Here is a 15,238-nt window from a genome sequence, read left to right as displayed (position 1 = left end):
GCCGGGGCGCCTTAGGGCAGAACGCCGAGGAGCCGGGCGCGCGCGACGGACTCCATCCGCGACCGCGTGCCGAGCTTGGTACCGATGTTGCGCAGGTAGGCCTTGATGGTCTCCGGGGAGAGCGACAATCGGGCGCCCACCTCGGCATTCGAGCAGCCGAGCGCCACCTGGGCCAGCACGTCGATCTCGCGAGGCGAGAGCACGGACTTGGCGGGCACCGGGATGTCCCCGGCATCGGGCGTCCGTCCCACGCCCGCGAGGGCGGAGCCGGCTGCCAGGAGCCGGTCGCGCAGTGCGGGGTCGCCCAGCTCCGCGGCGATCGCCCGCAGCTCGCCGTGCAGGATCCGCAGTTGTTCGCGGTCCGTGGTCTCCAGGCCGACAGAGTGCTCGGCGGCGGCGAGATCGGCCATCCGCAGCCGGCGGTCGACCTCGTCCCTGATCTGGAATTCCGAGGCCAGCTCGGAGGCGACCGAGTTGAACGTCCTGGCGACCTGATCGCCGAGTTGCGTGGCCACCCGCGCCGACCCGTACAGGATCGTCCGCGCGACACCGGAGACCATCACCGGCACCGAGATGATGGCCCGCAGGCCCTCCTGCTCCACTGCATCGGCGTAGTCGCGGGTGATGCTGGAGCAGTCCTCGTAGTCGCGGACCGTCGCGGGTCGTCCGGACGCCATGACGTGCCCCCCGAGCCCCCGGCCCTTGGCCACGGCCAGACCCTGCATGGAGTTCGTGCGGACCCCGATGAAGCGGGTGAGCTTCGCGGTCTCGCCGTCGGCCTGCCCGGCGAACACGATCGGCAGACCGGACTCCTGCCGCGCGCGGCGCAGGGCGCCGAGCACGGCGTCCGAATCACTGGGTCGAAGGGTGGTCATGGTCAGCTCCCGAGAGTGGAGGCGGTCAGCGCCGCGCGGAATCGCGGATGCTGGTGATGATGGCACTGAAGTCCTTGCCACCGTTGTCCTGTGCGAACTCGTCGTACAGGGCCGCGGCCGCCGCGCCGAGCGGCGCGACCGTACCGGTGCTCTCCAACGCCGCCAGGGCCAGTCCCAGGTCCTTGTTCATCAGGGCCGTGGCGAAGCCGGGCGCGAAGTCGTTGTTGGCCGGCGACGTGGGCACCGGGCCGGGCACAGGGCAGTTGGTGTGCAGCGCCCAGCTGTTGCCGGTCGCCCCCGTGACGACGTCGTACAGGGCCTGGTGCTCGAGCCCCAACCGCTCGGCGAGCACGAACGCCTCGCCGATCGCGATCTGGTGCACGGCCAGCACCATGTTGTTGCAGACCTTGGCGGCCTGACCGGCCCCCGCCGCGCCGCAGTGGATGACCTTGCCCGCCATGGGCTCGAGCACCGGCTGCGCGGCGGCGAACGCCTCGTCCTCGCCGCCCACCATGAACGCCAGCGTCCCCGCGGTCGCGCCCTTGACACCGCCGGAGACCGGGGCGTCCACCTGGAGCATCCCCGCCTCGACGGCCTTGGCGTGCACCGCCCGGGCGTCGTCGACCGAGATGGTGGACGAGTCGATGAACAGGGTTCCCCGCTCCGCCTCCCCCAGGACGTCCTCGTAGGTGGAGGTGACCAGCGCGCCGTTGGGGAGCATCGTGATGACGACCCCGGCCCCGCGGACCGCCTCGGCCGGCGTCTCGCAGACGGTCACACCGGCCGAACGCGCGGCCTCCTGCGCCGCGGAGACCGGGTCGAAACCGCGGACCTCGTGGCCGGCGCCTGCCAGGTTGGCGGCCATGGGACCGCCCATGTTGCCCAGCCCGAGGAAAGCGACGGTCGGCAGTTCGTTGGTCATTCCTACGCTCCCAGTCCGCGCGCGGCGACGGCCCTGCCGACGACGACGCGCATGATCTCGTTCGTGCCCTCAAGGATGCGGTGCACCCGCAGATCCCGCACGATCTTCTCGATTCCGTATTCGGATAGATACCCGTAGCCGCCGAACAGCTGCAGCGACCGGTCGGCGATGTCGAAGCACCGGTCGGTGACGAACAGCTTCGCCATGGCACACAGCTCGACGTGGTCCGGCTCCTTGGCGTCCAGCGCCGCGGCGGCGCGCCACAGCAGGAGCCGACTGGCCTCCAGTTCGGTGGCCATCTCGGCCAGGGTGAACCGGATGGTCGGCTCGTCGATGAGCGCACCGCCGAACGCCTCGCGGTCCCGCACGTGTGCCACGGCCCGCGAGTACGCCTCCTGGGCCCCACCCAGCGAGCAGGCGGCGATGTTGATGCGCCCGCCGTTGAGTCCACGCATCGCGATGGTGAAGCCGAGCCCCTCCCCGCCGGTGTCCGCGCCGCCGATGAGGTTGGCGGCCGGGACCCGGACGCCCTCCATGATCACCTGCGCCGTCGGCTGGGCGTTCCAGCCCATCTTCCGCTCGTCGGGGCCGAAGCTCAGCCCGTCCGAGTCGGCCGGGACCAGGAACGCGGAGATGCCCTTGGGGCCCGCGTCCCCGGTCCTGGCCATCACCAGGTAGACGTCCGACTGGCCGCCCCCGGAGATGAACTGCTTGGTCCCGGTGAGCACGTAGTGATCACCATCGCGGACCGCCTTGGTGCGCAGCGCCGCCGCGTCCGACCCGGCGCCCGGCTCGGTGAGGCAGTAGCTGGCGAACTTCTCGAGCGAGGCCAGCTCGGGGATCCACTGCCGGCGCTGCTCGTCGGTGCCGAACTCGTCGACCATCCACACGCACATGTTGTGGATGGACAGGTAGGCCGCCACCGCCGGGCATCCCCGGGCGAGCTGCTCGAAGATCCGCACGCCGTCCAGCCGACGCATCCCGCTGCCCCCGACCTCCTCGGAGACATAGATCGCGCCCATGCCCATCCCGGCAGCCTCGCGGAGGACGTCCTTGGGGAAGTGGTGGGTCTCGTCCCATTCCTGCGCCTTGGGACCGATCCGCTTGTCCGAGAAGTCGCGTGCGGCGTCGACGATGACCTTGTCGTCGTCATCAAGGGTGAACATGGGTGTTCCTCTCCTGGGGCGAGCCGGTCAGTCCATCGTGGGGATGTTGAAGTCGGCCCCGTCCTTGATGCCCGACGGCCAGCGCTGCGTGACGGTCTTGACCTTGGAGTAGAACTTGATCGACTCGGGGCCGTGCTGGTTGAGGTCGCCGAATCCGGACTTCTTCCAGCCACCGAAGGTGTGGTACGCGATCGGGACCGGGATCGGCACGTTGACGCCGACCATGCCGACCTGGACGCGGGAGACGAACTCGCGGGCGGCGTCGCCGTCGCGGGTGAAGATGGCCACGCCGTTGCCGTACTCGTGGTCGTTGGGCAGGCTCAGGGCCTCCTCGAAGTCCTTGGCGTGGACCACCACGAGGACGGGGCCGAAGATCTCGTCGGTGTAGACGCTCATGTCCGGGGTGACCTTGTCCATGAGCGTCGGGCCGACGTAGTAGCCCTCGGAGATGTCCTCACCGTTGAACTCGCCGGTGTAGGCACCCACACCGCGGCCGTCGACCAGGAGGTCGGCGCCGGCCTTCTCGCCCTGATCGATGTAGTCGAGGACCCGGGCCTTGGACTCGGGGGTCACCAGCGGGCCGTAGTCGGACTGCGGATCGTGGCTGTGGCCGACCTTGAGGTCCTTGACCTTGGGCAGCAGCTTCTCGAGGAGCGCCTCGGCCGTGCCCTCGCCGACGGGAACGGCCACGGAGATGGCCATGCAGCGCTCGCCGGCCGAACCGAATCCGGCTCCGACCAGGGCGTCCGCGACCTGGTCCATGTCGGCGTCCGGCATGATGATCGCGTGGTTCTTGGCGCCGCCGAAGCACTGGGCGCGCTTGCCGGTGCGGGCGGCGCTGGAGTAGATGTACTGCGCGATCGGGGTGGAGCCGACGAAGCCGACCGCCTGGATCGCGTCGTTGTCGAGGATCGCGTCCACGGCCTCCTTGTCGCCGTGCACGACCTGGAAGATGCCGTCCGGCAGGCCCGCCTCGGTGAACAGCTCGGCCAGGCGCACCGGCACGGAGGGATCCCGCTCGGAGGGCTTGAGGACGAACGCGTTGCCACAGGCGATGGCCGGGCCGGCCTTCCACAGCGGGATCATGGCCGGGAAGTTGAACGGGGTGATGCCGGCGACGACGCCCAGCGGCTGGCGCATGGAGTAGACGTCCACGCCGGTGCCCGCGTTCTCGGTGAACTCGCCCTTGAGCAGGTGCGGGATGCCGATCGCGAACTCAACGACCTCGAGGCCGCGCTGAATGTCGCCCTTGGCGTCCGGCGTGGTCTTGCCGTGCTCGATCGCGAGCAGCTCGGCGAGCTCGTCCATGTTCTGGTTGACCAGGTCCACGAACCGCATGAGCACGCGGGCGCGCTTCTGCGGGTTCTGCGCGGCCCACGCCTTCTGCGCGGCGGCTGCCTTGGCGATGACGTCGTCGACCTCGGCCGTGGTGGCCAGTGGTACGACCGCCTGCGCCTTGCCCGTGCTGGGGTTGAGCACTTCCTGGCTCCGCCCCCCGGTGGCCGCGACCCGCGCGCCGTTGATGTAGTGCTCGACCTGCCTGAGATCCGACATGGACGTCCCTTCCTCAGTGGGGCGGCGCGCATCTGAGCCCGCTCACCCCTGTCCCGTGATGCCCATCACCATATACTTGCAACTCCTAGTAATCCATAGCCGGGCCCCGATCAGCCCCGGACCCTCCCCTTTCGGGTGTACCGCCACCCCCTGGCGCGGACCTACTGTGAGCTGACTCACTCACACGTTCCGTCGACAGGAGCATCCATGCCCCCGCTGCCCACCGAGGCCACCGTCCGGTTCCGCGCCGCCCGCGACTTCCTCCAGGCACACGCGCAGGACTACGACGCCGCGCGGGACGGTTTCGCCTGGCCCGAACTCGACGAGTGGAACTGGGCGCTGAACTGGTTCGACGTGCAGGCCGAGGGGAACGACGACCCGGCACTGTGGATCGTCGAGGAGCACGACGGCGGCGGGGCCCCCACGGAGGCCAAGTACTCGTTCGACGAGATGCGGATCCGGTCCGACCGCACGGCCAACTGGCTACGCGACAGCGGCGTCGGGCCCGGCGACCGCATCCTGCTCATGCTCGCCAACCAGGTCGAGTTGTGGGACGTCATGCTGGCCGTGATCAAGCTCGGCGCCGTGGTCATCCCCGCCACCACCCTGCTCGCCGAGGGCGACCTGCGGGACCGCATCGCGCGCGGCGGGATCAAGCACGTGATCGCGCGCGCCGAGTTGGCCGGGCGCTTCGCCGACATCTCCGGCGACTACCAGCGGATCTCGGTCGGCGGGGAGGAGCGGGGTGGCGCGCCGGAGGGCTGGACCGATCTGGCCGCCGCGATGGACGCCTCGCCCGACTTCGAACCGAGCCACACCACCCACGCCGACGACACGCTGCTGCTGTACTTCACCTCAGGCACCACCAGCAAGCCCAAGCTCGTCGAGCACACGCACGCCTCCTACCCCGCGGGCCACCTGTCGACCATGTACTGGATCGGCCTGCAGCCCGGCGACGTCCACCTCAACGTCTCCTCCCCCGGCTGGGCAAAGCACGCCTGGTCCAACGTTTTCACCCCGTGGATCGCCGGGTCGTGCGTGTTCATCTACAACTATTCGCGGTTCGACGCGACGGCGATGATGCGCGAGATGGACCGCTGCGGGGTGACCAGCCTGTGCTGCCCCCCGACCGTGTGGCGGATGCTCATCCAGGCCGACCTGACCCAGCTGCAGGTCCCGCCCCGCCTGGCGGTGGGCGCCGGCGAGCCGCTCAACCCCGAGGTCATCGGCCGGGTCCGGGACGCGTGGGGGGTGACGATCCGCGACGGGTTCGGCCAGACCGAGACCACCGTGCAGATCGCCAACACCCCGGGCCAGCCCATCAAGGACGGCTCGATGGGCCGCCCGTGCCCCGGCTTCGACGTGGTGCTGGTCGACCCGGCCACCGGCCAGGAGGTCGCCGGCGACGGCGCGGAGGGCGAGATCTGCCTGCGCCTCGATCCCCGCCCGCTGGGTCTGATGGTCGGTTACCACGGTGATGCCGAGCGCACCGACGCCGCCTACGCGGACGGCTTCTACCACACCGGTGACGTGGGGTCCCGGGACGCGGAGGGTTACATCACCTACGTCGGGCGCACCGACGACGTGTTCAAGTCCTCCGACTACCGGATCTCGCCGTTCGAGCTGGAATCGGTGCTGCTCGAGCACCCGGCCGTCGCCGAGGCCGCCGTCGTCCCCTCCCCCGACCCGGTGCGGCTGAGCGTGCCCAAGGCCTTCGTCGTCCTGGCCGGCGGCTGGGAGCCCACCGAGGCCACGGCGCGCGAGATCTTCGAGTACTCGCGCACGCACCTGGCCGGATACAAGCGGGTCCGGCGCCTGCAGTTCACCGACCTACCCAAGACCATCTCGGGCAAGATCAGGCGGGTGGAGCTACGCCGCGGCGAGGTCGACAACGGCCCGTCGGTGGACTTCCCCGGTGAGTTCCGCGAGGACGCACTGCGCTGACGGTGGACGCCGTCCGGGGCGTGCGAGGACGGGCGACGACGACGAGGTGGTCGTCCCCGTCCGGTGCGCGGTCCGCGGGCGGCCGCCGCGCGACGCGGGTCCCGAGGCGGCTCACGTCCGGAGGAGGCCGTCGATCTCCTCGGGCGTCCACGGCGGATGCGAGTGGAAATCGCGGTACGCCAGGATCTGGGCCTCCGGCGTGGGGAATCGTCCGACGAAGCCGCCCGATCCGGCGAAGACGCCCCCGGTGATCCCCGCGGAGAGGTCGGAGACGAGATAGGTGTAGAGGGGTGCGACGTACTCCGGGCCCGCCGGGTCCAGTGCCCCGGCCACACTCAGCTCGTCGAGCATTCCCCGGCGCCCCAGGTCCCGGATCTGCTCCTCGTAGGCCCCCCCACTGGACAGACGGGTGCGCGCGCCGGGGCACACGACGTTCGCCCGGATCCCGTGCTCGGCCAGCTCCCCCGCGATCGCCATGGTGAGTGAGGTGACGGCGCCCTTGCCCGCCGGGTAGCCGGTCCCGCCGTAGTCGCCCTTCCAGGCGAACGACGACGTGGTGACGATCGCACCAGTTCCCGCCTCCACCAGGTGTGGCGCGAAGACGCGACAGGGGGCGAACACCGTGCCCAGGTGGGCGTCGATGAGGTCGGCGAAGTCGGCGTGGGACACCGTGAGGATCGACGACCCCGCCGGTTCGGGCACCCCGGCGCACGTGATGAGGCCGCCCACGACCGAGTCCCCCTCCCTCGCCCGGGCGAGCAGCTCCTCGGCGACGGCGGGCTCGTGCGCCGACCCGGCGACGCCGCGGATCCGGCCGGTCGACCGTGCCGCGAGGTCGTCGACCTGCTCGGCCAGCGCCCGTGGATCCCGGCCGTTGAGCACGACGTCCGCACCCCGGGCCGCCAGGTCCTCGGCCACCGCGGCCCCGATCCCGCGAGAGGATCCGGTGACGGCGTACGCCCGCCCGCCCAGGTGGAGCGCGGTCACTGCCGGCGGTCGTGGTCGGGTCCACGGGCGGCGAGGGTCCGCTTGGCCCACCCGTAGTCCGTCTTGCTGCTGGGGTGCCGCTCCACCTTGTCGACGACCCAGAACGCGACCGGGATCTTGAACCCCGCCAGGGTCGCGCGCAGCGCCTCCTCCAGGGCTGCGAAGTCCCCGGTGTGGCCGTCATCCCACTGGAGCACCGCCCCGACCCGGTGGCCGAACCGCTCGTCGGGCACGCCCAGCGCCACGGCGTCCTGCACGCCCTCGGCGGCCTTGAGCGCCGACTCGACCTCCTCGGCGAAGATCTTCTCGCCACCGGAGTTGATCACCTGGCTGCCCCGGCCGAGCATGATGATCGTGTCCGGGCCGTCGTACCTGCCGCGGTCGCCGGTGAACACCCGCCTGGTCCCTGCGATCTCGCGGAACGTCTCGGCCGACTTGGCGGCGTCCTTGTAGTAGCCACTGGGCTGGTAACCCGCCTTGACGATCCAGCCGATCTCGGTGGAGTCGTCGGGCAGCGGCTCGTCGAAGTCGTCGACCAGTTGCAGGCCGCTACCGCGTGGGATGCGGGGGCCGTGGTCGGTGAACAGCGATCCGTCGTCGACGTTCGCCTTCGTCACGACCCCCAGTCCGCCGAAGCCGCTCTCGGAGGACCCGAACGCGTCCATGATCATGAGATCGGGGCGCAGCTCGAAGAGCTCGGCCTTGACCGCCGGCGAGAACAGAGCGGCGCCGGAGCTGACCATGAACACGCTCGAGGTGTCGGCACCGGTGCCGCGCATCCGTTCGAGCATCGGCCGCACCATGGCGTCGCCGGCGAGGACGACGATCTGGATCTTCTCGCTCTCGATCTCCTCGAGCACGTCGTCCGCCCGGAAGTGCGGCAGGTAGTGGCACGTACCCCCGGAGAACAGCGCGGTGAACGAGGGCATGAGCCCGGAGGTGTGGATGAGCGGGAGCAGCACGAGGTAGCGCGCGGGGTCCGCGCCCAGGCCGGCACGGGACTGGTGGTACTCGTCGGGCACCGGCTTCCCGGTGTAGTAGTCGCTGCCCCCGCCGAGGCTGCGCCACAGGTCCTCCTGGCGCCACATCACGCCCTTCGGCTTGCCGGTGGTCCCGCCCGTGAAGACGAGGAAGAGGTCGTCCGCGCTGCGTTCCACCGGCGCCCGGTCCGGCGAGGCCGCGGCGAGGAGCTCCCGGGCGTCGAGCGTGCCGGCCGGCAGCTCCCCCGCCCCGGATCCGTCCTCGACCACGATGAGGTGACGCAGCCGCTCCGCGTCCCCGACCGCACCCGCCACCGCCGGGGTGAACTCGCGGTGGAAGACCAGGGCGCAGGAGTCGGAGTAGTCGTACAGGTACCCCAGCTCGGATCCCGCGTAGCGGTAGTTGATGCTGACGGGCACGGCGCGGAGTTTGAGGACGCCGAGGAACAGCGCGATGCAGTCCACCCCGTTGCGCAGGTGGATCGCCACGTGATCGCCGAGCCCCACCCCCCGGGAGGCCAGCCCGTCCGCCCACCGGTTGGCCTCGGCCTCCAGGTCCGCGTAGGTGAGCCGGCGGTCGTCCTCCACCACCGCGAGCCGGTCGCGTCCGTACGCGTCGACCGCGTGCTCGAAGAGATCTGCCAGGGTGTGTGCCATTACGGGGTCCTCCGGGGCGGGCTACTCGGGTGGAGCGGACTCGACGGGTGGGGTCGGTTCAGACGGGCGTGATGGGGATCGGGGTGCGGGTGGGTCCGAAGGTGAACGCCGCGCCCGTGCTGATGCGGGTGACGGCGACCTCCTCGCCCTCCGTGGCCGGCTCGTCGCCCAACCGCAGGACCGCCTCCACGTGCGAGCCGTCCGTCGGGACTCGCTCCACGGTCCAGTGCGGGTCGACCGCCTGCGCGGCGGCGGCGAGGGGCCGGAGTCCGTCCCGGGCGAGCAGCGGGAGCCAGGTGTCGTCGGCGAACCCGTCGGCGGCGGTGTCCCAGCGCACCGTCAGCTCGGTACCGTCCGCGGACACCTCCGATGAGTAGCCGGTGTAGGCGGTGGGCCCGGCGAGAGGGTGCAGATCGAGCACCGCGGCGAGGCCGAGCGCGTCGGGGCCCACGCCCAGGACCTCGCGGATCCGTCCCGCCGCGACACCGGCGATGCCGGTGGCCTGGTAGGCGAGGAGCCGGTCCGCCGTCTCGGTGTCCGACCGACGCCGCACCGACTGATGGAAACCGACGGCGAGCAGGTGCATCTGGAGATAGACCTCGCGGGTGATCCGGATGAGTGCGGCGGAGGTGAACTCGGTGAAGACCAGGTCGGTCAGCAGTGGTCCCGCGTAGTCGTCGCGCGGGCCCTCGCCCGTCGTGTCCCGGGGCGCCGGGGGGTCGAACCGGAAGTCGATGATCCGGCTGGACGCGGACTCGAGCGCGGGTCCGGGCACCGGGAACGGCTCGCCGTCCGGGTCGATCCGCACCCGCCAGTGGCAGTGCGGGGTGCGGCCCTCCGGGGCGCGGGGCGGGCGGTGGATGGGTTCGACGACCGCGAGCGGGTTGGTGGCCAGCGCGGTGGCGGGAAAGGTGGGGTCCTCGATGTCGTGGCACATGGTGGTGACCAGCCGGTCCCCCATCGGCTCGACGTCCATGAGGGCTCCACAGTGGTCCAGCCAGAACTCACCGTTGTCGTGGTCGGTCACCGAGTACCGGAAGTCCATGAACTCCGGCGGGGCGCCCACGTCCAGTTGGAAGCCCTTGAAGATCTCGGCGACGCCGTCGCCGGTGATCGACAGCGCGTCCTTCATCCGGCGGGCGTAGTGGGGACTGGCGGCCTGCCATTCCTCGATCGCGACGTCCCTCATGCCGTCGACGCCGAACTCGCCGAGCAGCGCCGGCATGCCGGCCCGGTCGATGAGCTGGCCGATGAGCAGCAGGTCGGGCAGGAGCCGGGCGAGCGTGGCGTGGTCGAGGGCGTCCAGGGGATCGGGCGGCGGGGAGATGCTCACGGGACTCAGACCTCCTCCGGGGAGGAGACCGGCCACAGCGGGGCCGGGCTGTCCTCGATGCGGTACCAGCCCGCCGGCTTGTCGCCGGCCGCCTCGAACCGCTGCTTCATGGAATCGGTGAGTGCGTCGGCCTCGTACATGCGCATGAACAGGTCGACGACGTTGCCGAAGTCGAAGAAGTCGCGGTGCCACGCCCACTGCTGGTTCCCGTTGTAGAGGAACCACGATCCGCCCAGACCGTGGACCTCGTACGGCTCGCCCGTCTTGGGGTCGACCGTGTCGCGCGCGATCTGCTTCCACAGGCACAACACGTCCCCGGTCTCCGGGTCGATGATCGTGCGGATGTACGGGTACTCCCAGCCGTCGAGTCCGGCCATCTCCTGCCCGAGCGCGATGTCTCGGATCTCGTCCCGGCCGACCGCCATGAAGTCGTCCTTGGTGCCGTAGTTCCACCCGTAGGTGGCGTCCTCGGCGTAGAAGTCGGCCAGCGGCGTCCAGTCCTTGTTCCGCTCGCACACCGCGTTGGCCTCGATCCAGCGCTCCACGAACTCGGCGATCTCGGCGCGGTCGTATCGGGTCACGTCACTCACTCCTGGGGCTCTCTTGCGTGGGGTCTGGGGTGTCGACCAGGCGCAGTGCCTGTGTCGGGCAGTACTTGACGGCGGCCTTGACGGCCTCGAGTTGGCTGTCGGGTATCCGGCCCCGCTTGGCCCGTACCTTCGCCTCGGGCCCCTTGGGCACCGTGAACCATTCGGGCGCCTCGGCCTGGCACTCGGCGTGGGCCTGGCACAGGTCGAAGTCGACCTCGACCCGCATCGGCGACTCCCCGCCCATCAGCGCCGCCTCCTCCGGTAGCGGACGGTGCACGGCTGGGCCAGCTGGACGACCATCTTCGAGTGGTCGTTGTGGTAGCTCTCCGCCGGCTGGGCGAGCTCGAACTCGAACTCCCGCAACAGGACCGAGAAGATGGCCTTGATCTGCAGCTGGGCGAACGCCGCCCCCACGCAGCGGTGCCGGCCGGCGCCGAAGGGGATCCACGTCCAGCGGTTGACGATGTCCTCCTGCCGCGGTTCCGCGTACCGGTCCGGGTCGAACGCGTCCGCGTCGGGGAAGTCCTCCGGCAGCCGGTTGGACACCGCCGGCGAGGCGGCGACGGTCTGGCCGGCGTGGACGACGTAGTCCCCGATCCGCACGTCCTCCTGGGCGACGCGCATGAGGATGATGAGCGGCGGGTGCAGCCGCAGCGTCTCCTTGAGGGCGTTCTCCACCTTGGGCATCTGCCGCAGTGCGCCGAAGCTGTACTCGGCCCCGTCCGCGTACACCTCGTCGAGTTCCGCCACGACCTGCGAGAGGTACTCGGGATGCTTGAGCAGTTCGATGAGCATCCAGGCGCTCGTCCCCGAGGTCGTGTGGTGCCCGGCGAACATCATCGAGATGAAGATGCCGGTGACCTCGTCCGGGGTGAACCGGTGCGCGCCGTCGTCGTTCTTCACCGAGACCAGCACGTCGAGCAGGTCCCGGTCCTCCTTGTCGGCGGGCGGGTTGGCGACGCGGTCGTCCATGATCGCGGAGACGAGCTCGACCAGCCCGGCGCGGGCCTCGTCACGCTTGCGGAACGCGGGGATGTCGGCGTAGGCGTCGATGTAGGCGTGGGGGTCGGTCCCCTGTTCCAGGTCGTGGTACAGGTGGGCGAACCGGGAATCGAGCTGCTCGCGGAACTTGGGGCCGATGAGGCACGCCGACGAGGTGTAGATGGTGAGTTCGGAGAACCACTCGAGCAGGTCGATCTCGCCCTCGTCGCCCCACTCGGCCACCATGCGCTGGACCTCGTGCGGGATGGTGACGGCGTGCTGGCGCATGTGGTCACCGCGCAGCGCGGTGTTGTGGAGCATCTCCGAGCGGCGCTCGGGGCTGGCGTCGAAGACGACGCCCTCACCGAACACCGGGGTCATGAAGGGGTAGGCGGCCGCCTGGTCCAGCGCCTCGTCGGGCGCCCGGAAGAACGCCTCGTTCGCGGCGGCACCCGAGGCCAGGCAGATGTCGCGGTCGGCGATCCGGAACACGCCCAGGTCGCCGCACTCCTGTCGGACCCGCCAGAACAGGCTGATCGGGTCGGTGCGTAGCTCGTCCATGTGGCCGAGTTCGCCCTCTCCGCCGGACACGCGCTGCGGCTCGTCCAGGCCCGAGAAGTCGGTGGGCTCGTCTGTGGAACTGTCGATGCTGGTCACGAGTAGTCCTCCTCGATGGGGGCCTCCGGCTGGATCTCCAGCTCGGTGATCTGGGCGCCGCGGGGCATGGACACCATGGCGGTGACCCCGCGCGCGAGGTCGGCGGGTTTGCACATCCGGGGATGACGACCGAATCCGTGCCTCACCCATTCGTTGATGACGGCCTCGGCCGTGTCCTGGTCGAAGTCCGTGCCCATCTCGGTCATCACCGGACCGGGCCGGACCACGCCGAGCCGCACCCCGGTGCCCTCGAGCTCCCGGCGGGCCTGCTTGGCCATGGTCTCCAGTCCGGCCTTGGCCGCCACGTACGCGCCGGAGCGCGGCCGGGCCGTGTAGGCCACGTCGGAGCCGATGAGCACGACGTCCCCGCGGCGGCGGTCGATCATGCCGGGCAGTACCGCGTGCAGCAGGCGGTGGACGGCGAGCAGGTGGATGTCGATTTGGGCGGCGAAGTCGTCCGGGTCCATCTCCCAGACCCGCGCCATCTTCAGGCTCCCCGCGCTGGAGACCAGCACCTCTGCGGGGCCGTACGCATCGGCAGCCGCGGCGACGAACCCGGCGACGGAGTCGGCGTCGGTGACGTCGACCTCCCGGGCCGTGGCCTCGCCCCCGGCCTCGCGGATGGTGCGCACCAGGTCGTCGAGCCGATCCGCGCGGCGCGCGCCCACGACGACCGGGTGCCCGAGTGCCGCGAGGGACTCGGCACTCGCGCGGCCGATGCCCGAGGAGGCGCCGGTGACCAGGGCTGGACGTTCGGAGGCGTCCGGGTGGGACGGGAACCGCAGGCTCATCAGCGCGCCACCTCGACCCGCATGGGCAGATGGGCGAAGCCGCGGACGTTGGAGGAGTGGACGCGCTCGGCCCCGGGGAGCAGTTCGTAGCCGGTGATCGTGCGGGCGATCATGTCCAGCGCGATGCGGCCCTCGAGCCGGGCGAGGTGCGCCCCCAGACAGAAGTGGGGTCCCTGACCGAAACTCAGGCTCGCCGTGGTGTCCCGCGCGAGATCGAAGGCGTCGCCGCGGTCGAAGACCTCCTCGTCGCGGTTCGCGGACCCGATGAGCAACAGGACCTTCTGGTCGGCGGGGATGGTGACACCCCGGACCGTGGCGGGCTCGGTGGTGGTACGCAGGACCATCTGACTCGAGGTGTCGAAGCGCAGCGTCTCCTCAACCCAGGCCGGCGCCAGGGCGGGATCGTCGAGCACGGCCCGCGACTGGCCGGGGTACTCGTGGCCCCAGAACAGGGCGTTGGCCAGAAGCTTGGTCGTGGTCTCGTTACCGGCCACCACCATGAGGAACAGGAAGGACAGGATCTCGTCGTCGTCCAGCTTCTCGCCGTCGATCTCGGCGTCGAGCAGCGCGGAGGTGAGGTCCCCGGTCCGGGCGGTACGACGCTCGGCGACCATCCCCTGGTAGTAGGTGATGAGGTCGAGCGCGGCCACCATCGAGTCCTCCGGCACGTCCTGCACGCCCTCCTCGCGGTGCATGACGAGGTCGGCCAGCCGACGCAGTTCGGCCCGGTCGACCTCCGGTACGCCCATGAGATCCGAGATGACGTCCATGGGCAGCTTGCCCGCGTAGTCGTCGACGAAGTCGATGGTCTCCCCGTCGCGGGACCGGGCCAGGCACTTGTCCCAGTACTGCCGCGAGATCCTCGAGATCCCCTCGGACAGGGCGTCCACGCGCCTGGAGGTGAACCCCTTGCTCACCAGTTTGCGCAGGCGGGCGTGGCGGGGATCGTCCATCGCGAGGAAGGACATCGTCTTGTAGGCGTGCGGCCCGTACGCGGCGGGGTCCAGCGAGACCCCCATGGCGTTGGAGAACACGTCCGGCGCGCGGAACGCCTCGCGGACGTCCGCGTGCCTGCTCAGCGCCCAGAAGTCGAGGTCCGGGTTGTGGTAGACGGGCGCCTCCGCGCGGAGACGGGCGTAGAACGGGTAGGGATCCTCGTGCACCGCGTAGTCGTACGGGCTGAACACGAGCGGAGCGGGCGTCGCGGTGGTCATCTCAGGGGTCACCTCAGGATCAGTCGTGCTGCGGATTCGATCGCGTCTGCCATGTCCGAGTAGGAGCCGTAGCCCATGCCCGCCCGGACGAGTGCCCCGGCGTAGACCATCTCCAGCGCCTGGACCACCTCGTCGTCGTTCCGCTCCCCCAACGCCGCCACGAGGCGACGTCGGATGTCGGCGCCGATCCGGACCCGCAGGTGGGAGACCTCGGGGTCGTCACCCAACAGGGCGGCGGTGACGGCCGACGACAGTTCGGGCTCGTCGGCGAGGAGGAGCGCGACGTCGCGCAACACGGCGACCACCCGGTCGGCGGTGGAGCCACCGTCGGCGGCCTCGGTCACGTGGTCGTCCAGACGCCGCCAGAACACCTCCGCGATGAGGTGGCCCTTGGAGGAGAAGTACGTGTAGGCGGTCGCCGGTGCGACGCCGGCCCTGGCGGCCACGGCACGGACGGCCAGGCCTCCCGGACCCTTCTCCCGCAGCACCTCGACCGCCGCGCTGGTCAGGCGGTCGACGGTCTCGGCCTGCTGGCCGTTGAGCCTGCGCCGCGTCGATTCGAACCGAAGATCACTGGACATGTGTCT

14 protein-coding genes are annotated in these 15,238 nt (G+C 70.5%); 1 reads left to right on the top strand and 13 read right to left on the bottom strand.

Going from position 1 to position 15,238, the window contains the following annotated elements; translation table 11 throughout:
- Positions 1-11: 11 nt before the first annotated feature.
- The 4 genes from NR111_RS10835 to NR111_RS10820 are packed head-to-tail and all read right to left on the bottom strand — an operon-like array spanning position 12 to position 4,517.
- A complete protein-coding gene (locus NR111_RS10835) occupies positions 12-875 on the bottom strand; it encodes a LuxR C-terminal-related transcriptional regulator (RefSeq protein ID WP_256820776.1) in 864 nt (287 codons plus the stop codon).
- A 25-nt stretch (positions 876-900) separates the two neighbouring features.
- Entirely contained in the window at positions 901-1,797 is an 897-nt protein-coding gene (mmsB, locus tag NR111_RS10830; RefSeq protein ID WP_374210713.1) for a 3-hydroxyisobutyrate dehydrogenase, read from the bottom strand.
- Positions 1,798-1,799: 2 nt separating this feature from the next.
- A complete protein-coding gene (locus NR111_RS10825) occupies positions 1,800-2,963 on the bottom strand; it encodes an acyl-CoA dehydrogenase family protein (RefSeq protein WP_256820775.1) in 1,164 nt (387 codons plus the stop codon).
- Positions 2,964-2,990: 27 nt separating this feature from the next.
- Positions 2,991-4,517 (bottom strand): CoA-acylating methylmalonate-semialdehyde dehydrogenase, encoded by a 1,527-nt coding sequence (locus NR111_RS10820; RefSeq protein ID WP_256820774.1) that lies wholly within the window; start codon positions 4,515-4,517, stop codon positions 2,991-2,993.
- Positions 4,518-4,724: 207 nt separating this feature from the next.
- On the opposite strand from NR111_RS10820, the gene NR111_RS10815 reads away from it, so the two are divergent.
- Complete coding sequence (locus NR111_RS10815) at positions 4,725-6,461, top strand: AMP-binding protein (protein ID WP_132063010.1); 1,737 nt, start codon at positions 4,725-4,727, stop codon at positions 6,459-6,461.
- Between the two features lie 111 nt (positions 6,462-6,572).
- Here NR111_RS10815 and NR111_RS10810 read toward each other — a convergent pair whose 3' ends face one another.
- From NR111_RS10810 to NR111_RS10770, 9 genes are all read right to left on the bottom strand, one after another.
- Complete coding sequence (locus tag NR111_RS10810) at positions 6,573-7,448, bottom strand: SDR family oxidoreductase (protein WP_256820773.1); 876 nt, start codon at positions 7,446-7,448, stop codon at positions 6,573-6,575.
- Entirely contained in the window at positions 7,445-9,085 is a 1,641-nt protein-coding gene (locus tag NR111_RS10805; RefSeq protein ID WP_256820772.1) for an AMP-binding protein, read from the bottom strand. The genes NR111_RS10810 and NR111_RS10805 overlap by 4 nt, the downstream gene beginning before the upstream one ends.
- 58 nt (positions 9,086-9,143) lie before the next feature.
- The gene (locus NR111_RS10800; RefSeq protein WP_256820771.1) at positions 9,144-10,418 is read right to left on the bottom strand and encodes a hypothetical protein; all 1,275 of its coding nucleotides are present in this window, start codon (positions 10,416-10,418) and stop codon (positions 9,144-9,146) included.
- Between the two features lie 5 nt (positions 10,419-10,423).
- Positions 10,424-10,999: a nuclear transport factor 2 family protein gene (locus NR111_RS10795; RefSeq protein ID WP_154828578.1), complete on the bottom strand. Its 576-nt coding sequence runs from the start codon at positions 10,997-10,999 to the stop codon at positions 10,424-10,426.
- Between the two features lies 1 nt (position 11,000).
- On the bottom strand, positions 11,001-11,252 hold the full coding sequence (locus tag NR111_RS10790) for a ferredoxin (protein ID WP_371606999.1): 252 nt from the start codon (positions 11,250-11,252) through the stop codon (positions 11,001-11,003).
- On the bottom strand, positions 11,252-12,550 hold the full coding sequence (locus NR111_RS10785; protein WP_256820810.1) for a cytochrome P450: 1,299 nt from the start codon (positions 12,548-12,550) through the stop codon (positions 11,252-11,254). Before NR111_RS10785 ends, NR111_RS10790 begins: the two co-directional genes overlap by 1 nt.
- 92 nt (positions 12,551-12,642) lie before the next feature.
- Positions 12,643-13,437, bottom strand: coding sequence for an SDR family oxidoreductase (locus NR111_RS10780; RefSeq protein WP_096907050.1), 795 nt, complete (start codon positions 13,435-13,437; stop codon positions 12,643-12,645).
- On the bottom strand, positions 13,437-14,651 hold the full coding sequence (locus NR111_RS10775) for a cytochrome P450 (RefSeq protein WP_256820770.1): 1,215 nt from the start codon (positions 14,649-14,651) through the stop codon (positions 13,437-13,439). The genes NR111_RS10780 and NR111_RS10775 overlap by 1 nt, the downstream gene beginning before the upstream one ends.
- A gap of 8 nt (positions 14,652-14,659) precedes the next feature.
- Positions 14,660-15,232, bottom strand: coding sequence for a TetR/AcrR family transcriptional regulator (locus tag NR111_RS10770; RefSeq protein WP_067716757.1), 573 nt, complete (start codon positions 15,230-15,232; stop codon positions 14,660-14,662).
- Positions 15,233-15,238: the final 6 nt, after the last annotated feature.

Origin of the sequence: Dietzia sp. Die43, from assembly GCF_024519835.1 — a bacterium.
GTDB classification, from domain to species: Bacteria; Actinomycetota; Actinomycetes; order Mycobacteriales; family Mycobacteriaceae; genus Dietzia; species Dietzia kunjamensis.
This window is presented reverse-complemented; position numbering and strand designations above follow the sequence as displayed.

Coding starts and splice junctions, on each gene's coding strand:
- NR111_RS10785 (WP_256820810.1), bottom strand. CDS start 12,550: ATGGACGAGCTACGCACCGACCCGATCAGCCTGTTCTGGCGGGTCCGA.
- mmsB (WP_374210713.1), bottom strand. CDS start 1,797: ATGACCAACGAACTGCCGACCGTCGCTTTCCTCGGGCTGGGCAACATG.
- NR111_RS10805 (WP_256820772.1), bottom strand. CDS start 9,085: ATGGCACACACCCTGGCAGATCTCTTCGAGCACGCGGTCGACGCGTAC.
- NR111_RS10825 (WP_256820775.1), bottom strand. CDS start 2,963: ATGTTCACCCTTGATGACGACGACAAGGTCATCGTCGACGCCGCACGC.
- NR111_RS10815 (WP_132063010.1), top strand. CDS start 4,725: ATGCCCCCGCTGCCCACCGAGGCCACCGTCCGGTTCCGCGCCGCCCGC.
- NR111_RS10790 (WP_371606999.1), bottom strand. CDS start 11,252: ATGGGCGGGGAGTCGCCGATGCGGGTCGAGGTCGACTTCGACCTGTGC.
- NR111_RS10770 (WP_067716757.1), bottom strand. CDS start 15,232: ATGTCCAGTGATCTTCGGTTCGAATCGACGCGGCGCAGGCTCAACGGC.
- NR111_RS10780 (WP_096907050.1), bottom strand. CDS start 13,437: ATGAGCCTGCGGTTCCCGTCCCACCCGGACGCCTCCGAACGTCCAGCC.
- NR111_RS10775 (WP_256820770.1), bottom strand. CDS start 14,651: ATGACCACCGCGACGCCCGCTCCGCTCGTGTTCAGCCCGTACGACTAC.
- NR111_RS10820 (WP_256820774.1), bottom strand. CDS start 4,517: ATGTCGGATCTCAGGCAGGTCGAGCACTACATCAACGGCGCGCGGGTC.
- NR111_RS10835 (WP_256820776.1), bottom strand. CDS start 875: ATGACCACCCTTCGACCCAGTGATTCGGACGCCGTGCTCGGCGCCCTG.